The following is a 5242-nucleotide window of genomic DNA, read 5'->3' on the forward strand; positions in this document are numbered from 1 at the left end:
AACGTGACTTACAAGATAAAAAGATAGGAGATAGTTATGAAAATCTATTCTTTTCAAATTGYTKYAAATAGCAATTYACTTGTTCAAACCTTTTGGGATWTAAGAGGTGTTCCAAATCCATGGGGTTGGATTTTTGGAAGATAAGAATTTTAAAGTTTAGGGGAGAAATTTATGTCACTTGAAATAATTGGATTAATTATTCATCCTTTTATTAATGTAGCTGCATTTTTAGTGATTTTATCAARAATCACTAAAATTAAGCATACTCGCTTTTTTGTAGCTGTTTGCTTTGGTCTTGAGATTATAGTTCCGTTTATAATTGCTTTTTTAGGACACATATTTTCATTTTCTAGCACAATTCCATCATATACACTGTCATTTTTTCTCCCTCTATTTTTAGTTTGGTATTTTTGTAGAGTTGAAAAAATTAAAAAATATCAATCTTTCTTACTTTCCTTCTTTTTATGTCTGTCAATTGATAGTTCTACTACTTTCTTTTCAGTTATTATTTCATCTGTTTTAGGAGATGATTTTGTAGCTCAGTACATGGGCTTGTTTCTGACATGTATCAACTTAATATCCTTGTTCTTTATGGTAAAGGTTATTGATATTTTTGATTTCAGAATAGATTATCTTAAAAGAAGTTTCTTTAAATCTCAGATTCTGATGATTAGTAGTTTATATGCAATAAATTGGCTGATTTTAAATCTCTCTCATTGGATTAGTAATATAAAGCATTTCAACAGTTTTAGCAGTATGATTGCTACTATTTGTTTCTTGGTCTTTCTTTCTACCTTGGTGACATTCAAGGACAGCCGTGAGAAATACGAGAAAGAAGAGCGTTTGCGTCAAAAAGAATCTGAACAGCTTCGACTTCAGGAATATACTGATGAAATTGTGAGATTGTACTATGAAATCAAAGGATTTCGTCATGATTATGCTAGCATGTTGACGAGTATGCAAGTGGCTATTCAAACTGGAGATATCAAGGAAATTGAGCACATTTATCAAGAGGTCTTGGCTGATGCAAATTTGAACCTGCGTTCAGATAAATATACAGTTTTTGATTTGAATAATGTAGGAGATTCAGCTTTAAGAAGTGTCATGACCGAGACAATCTTTCAAGCGCGTGAACATAAGATTCAGCTGACTTTTGAAGTTAAGGATAAAGTGGAASGCCTTCCAATCAAGTTGTTAGATCTTGTGAGAATTGCTAGTATTTTATTAAATAATGCTATTGAGAGTGCCATTGACAGCCTGGAAAAAATTGTCCATGTTTCTCTGGTTCAACTGGATGATAGAACCATTTTTGTTGTTCAAAATTCTCGTAAAGWAGGAAAATTGGATTTGGAAGAACTCTATCAGCCCGAGTTTTCAACTAAAGGAGAAAATAGAGGCTATGGATTGAATAACATCAAGGAAATTTTAGATAGGYATGAATTTATCACTCTTGATACACAAATTGAGCCAAACAATTTCACACAGATTTTAACAATTAGGAGATAGAATTTATGAAAGTGTTAGTTTTAGAGGATACCGTATCTCATCAAGTCAGGATGGAAACGACATTAGCAGAAATTGCTGAGGAACTTGGAATTGACATCCAGGTTCAGGTTACAGGAAAAATCAAAGAATTCAAAAAATATATTGAAAATGGAGACGTTAACCAGCTTTATTTTTTGGATATTGACATTAAGGGTGAGGAAACAAAAGGGCTGGAAGTAGCTCAATTTATCCGTCATCATAATCCTTATGCCATTATAGTTTTTGTAACCTCAAAATCTGAATTTGCTACTATGACTTTTAAATATAAAGTATCAGCACTTGATTTTATCGATAAAGATATCAACAATGATGCTTTTAAAAATAGAATCAAAGACAGTATTCTTTACACTAAGAGTACACTAATTGAAAATACCAATATGGTAGATTATTTTGAATATAGTTATCGTGGCAATGATGTTCGAATGCCTTATAACGATATTTTATATATCGAAACGACAGGGAGCTCTCATAAACTTCGGATTGTCGGTAAAAATTTTCTTAAGGAATTTTATGGAACAATAACAGATATTCAAGAAAAAGATCAGCAATCCAAACGATTTTTTTCACCACATAAATCTTATCTGGTTAATATTGGCAACATTGTTGATTATGACAAGAAAAATCGAGAAATTATTTTTTACGAAAATCATCGCTGTCCGGTCACTCGTTTAAGAGTGAAATATCTGAAAGATATTTTCGAAAATAAAGGGAAAAGAGTTGACAAAGCTTAAAAACCTGATATAATGGAATATGTTCTGAAAGAGAGCATACCATATGGTCCGTTGGTCAAGGGGTTAAGACACCGCCTTTTCACGGCGGTAACACGGGTTCGAATCCCGTACGGACTATATTATCCGGCATAGCTCAGTTGGTAGTAGCGCATGACTGTTAATCATGATGTCGTAGGTTCGAGTCCTACTGCCGGAGCTAGAGACACTCCTAGTGAGTGTTTTTTTATTGTTCAAGAAAAGGCCTTCACTAGCATTTTAATGAAGAGCCTTATTTTTTATATATTTACATTCTATGTCGTCTCCTACGTAGAAAATTATAGCAAACAAATAAGATTATGCCAGATATGAAGGCAATGCCACCTTCTTTCAGACCATTAGGAATGAAAGCGAGGACAACATTTCCTTCTCCTTTTTTCACATCTAATTTCATAAAGCCATTTTGAGCTCGTTTTAGTGTGACAGGCTTCCCATTAAGAGTGGCTGACCATCCCTTATCATAAGGAATGGTAAAGAATAATGAAGTATCCTTTTCCGCTCTATAGTTTGTTTTTACTGTGTTTAAATCAGTAGTTGTGGAAACGGGCTGCTCTTTTAATTTTTGAATGACCTTTTGATATTGCTCAGTATTAACGACAAAAAATTCTGGCGTATCAAATGAAACTGTTGAATTATCTGGGAATGTAAAGCGAATCGACACTGTCTGACTTTGACTGAAATAGCCAGCATTAAAGAAAGGAAAAACATTATTAGTTGTATAACGTTCTGTAAAGTTATTGACAGTAATGTCAACATCTGTCTGATTATCATTACTAAAATCAATCCCAGCGACATTGACATATAGTTGACTGTTAGCAGGTACATTGACAGTATAGACTACGCTAGCAAAGCTTGTATTCTGTTCTCTGTCAACATCCACAGTCACTCTGTTACCAATTTGCTTGACATTTTCATTAGTAGTTATAGCATCTACTTTATCATAATATTTAAAATCAAAACCAGTCAACCGATTTAAAAATTCTGTTTGATTATCTAGGGTCAAATTTGTAAACTTGACATCCTGGTAAATATCATCGGTCAGAAAAGCTAAACCAAGTGCAGCATCATTTTGGTAGAGAGACATTTCTTTTTCAGTCTTCTCAGGAAGAAAACCAAATTTTTGAGGATCTGTTTCAGATAGATTGTAGCGAACACCAAAAATACTGTCCATTAAAATACTGTTGTTTTGATAACGAAGATTCAGATTTGTTCCWGCTGATTTAAAACCAAGTTTATCTAAAGTAGAACTTGCCTGAGTATTTCGAACAGATGAGAACTGGGAAATTCCATTGTAGTTAAATTTCATACTGTCATTTCCTGTTTGTGGATTCAATCTTTCAGTTCTAAAAAAGTCAATATTTTCCTTTTTGGAATAATTGACAAGCTTGTCAATCTCGTCAAGGTGGCTAGCATAAGATGAACGAGTGGCAAATACCCATTCTTTAGCAATTCCTCCAACTTGATAATAGGAATTAAGCGACAATTCAAAAGTAACAAAGAAAAGCAAGACAGGGAGAATGATTTTTGGTTGAATCGAAGATTTTGCTAAGACAAAGCTAATCAAGAGATAAGCCAGCAGAAATTCTAATGTTAGAATATAATTCTCAGGACCCAAAAAATCATAATGTTTTCTCTGAATAAACGTCATAATGAATCCGAGGCTGAGCAAAGTGAAACTAATGGCAACATTCATTACTTTCACATCTTTCCAACGATTTAAAGTCTCAGCAGCCATATAGATAACTATCAGAGAAAATAACCAAGAATAACGGTGAAGAAACATGTTCGGAGCATGCATTCCCTGCCAAAGTAAGTCTAAATATTGAAGATAAAAACTAGCTATGAAAATTGCAATGAGTAAAAAGTAGCAAAGTTTCACGTGAAACTTAACAGATTTTAAGGTGAAAAATAAGATAGCCAGAATCAATGGGAAGGTGCCGACATAAATCATAGGGATAGAACCATACTTGGTTGTATCAAAACTGCCAATAAAATTTTTAGCAAACACATCTAAGAACCAACTTTTTTCTGTCAGCAAAGAAGAAACTTTTGTCAAGGTTTCACCATGAGTACTTATGTCTAGGTAAGTTGGCAGAATCATGATTAGGCTAGTCAGACCTGCTAAAGCAGATACGACTGTAAAGTCAAGTAAACTTTTAATTCTATTTTTGAAATCCCAAGATAATTGARGAAGGTACCAAAAGACCAAAAAGATYGCCATCATATATCCAAAATAATAATTTTGGATGAAGAGRATTGAYAGTGTTGTAAARTATAGTACTCTKCCTTTTCCAGTTATCAAYCTATGTAAACCTAGCACWATCAAAGGTGCAAGGATAAAYACATCCARCCAGGTTTTAATTTCYAATTGACTGACTGAAAAACTCATTAAAGAAAATGAKGTYGAAAGAGTGATGATGAGTAAAGCTGGAATCTTTTTAAATATTCCTTTGATACTGATAAAGGCAGAGAGTCCAATTAATCCAAACTTGATTAAGGTAAATAGATAGACGGCATSTGGCATTGATTTCAAATCAAAGAAATAAACCAAGGGAGATAGGAAGCTACCTAAATAATAACTGGATAAAGCATAGAAATTCTGCCCAAGTCCACTGGAGAAAGTATAAAAAATACTATCTGTGCCATGGAGTATATTTCTTAGGTTGGTGTCAAAAATGACATATTGATGAAAGCCGTCACCAAGCAAGGGAGATGTTTCGCTATTCCAGTAAATTCCGTACATCAAGTAGATAAAGAACATGATGAAAAATGGAAGAAAGAAGGCACAAAAATAAGGCCAATTTTTTTTAAAATATTCTTTAATGTGATTCATATTTCTTATATAGAAAGAGGCAGAAACGTTGTTTCATGCCTCTGTAAAGCTTTGTAAACGTAAATTGACAAGGGATTAATCTTTCCAAAGTTCTTTG

3 protein-coding genes and 2 tRNA genes are annotated in these 5242 nt (G+C 33.3%); 4 read left to right on the forward strand and 1 reads right to left on the reverse strand.

The genetic code is table 11. The annotated features are described in order from the left end of the window. Positions 1 to 171 precede the first annotated feature (171 nt). The 4 genes from comD to K4H96_RS04130 all read left to right on the forward strand — a co-directional run bounded on the left by comD (position 172) and on the right by K4H96_RS04130 (position 2472). Positions 172 to 1506: a competence system sensor histidine kinase ComD gene (comD, locus tag K4H96_RS04115; RefSeq protein WP_227956361.1), complete on the forward strand. Its 1335-nt coding sequence runs from the start codon at positions 172 to 174 to the stop codon at positions 1504 to 1506. A gap of 5 nt (positions 1507 to 1511) precedes the next feature. Further along, complete coding sequence (gene comE / locus K4H96_RS04120; RefSeq protein WP_002899424.1) at positions 1512 to 2276, forward strand: competence system response regulator transcription factor ComE; 765 nt, start codon at positions 1512 to 1514, stop codon at positions 2274 to 2276. 45 nt (positions 2277 to 2321) lie between these two features. Further along, positions 2322 to 2393 (forward strand) — tRNA-Glu (locus tag K4H96_RS04125). A 5-nt stretch (positions 2394 to 2398) separates the two neighbouring features. Then, positions 2399 to 2472: transfer RNA gene (locus tag K4H96_RS04130), tRNA-Asn, on the forward strand. An 87-nt stretch (positions 2473 to 2559) separates the two neighbouring features. Here the strand turns inward: K4H96_RS04130 and K4H96_RS04135 are convergent. Next, positions 2560 to 5145 carry a YfhO family protein gene (locus tag K4H96_RS04135; RefSeq protein WP_227956362.1) on the reverse strand — a complete coding sequence of 862 codons (2586 nt, stop codon included), beginning with the start codon at positions 5143 to 5145 and terminating at the stop codon, positions 2560 to 2562. Positions 5146 to 5242 lie beyond the last annotated feature (97 nt).

The sequence above is a fragment of the Streptococcus sanguinis genome (genome assembly GCF_020729765.1).
GTDB classification, from domain to species: domain Bacteria; phylum Bacillota; class Bacilli; order Lactobacillales; family Streptococcaceae; genus Streptococcus; species Streptococcus sanguinis_Q.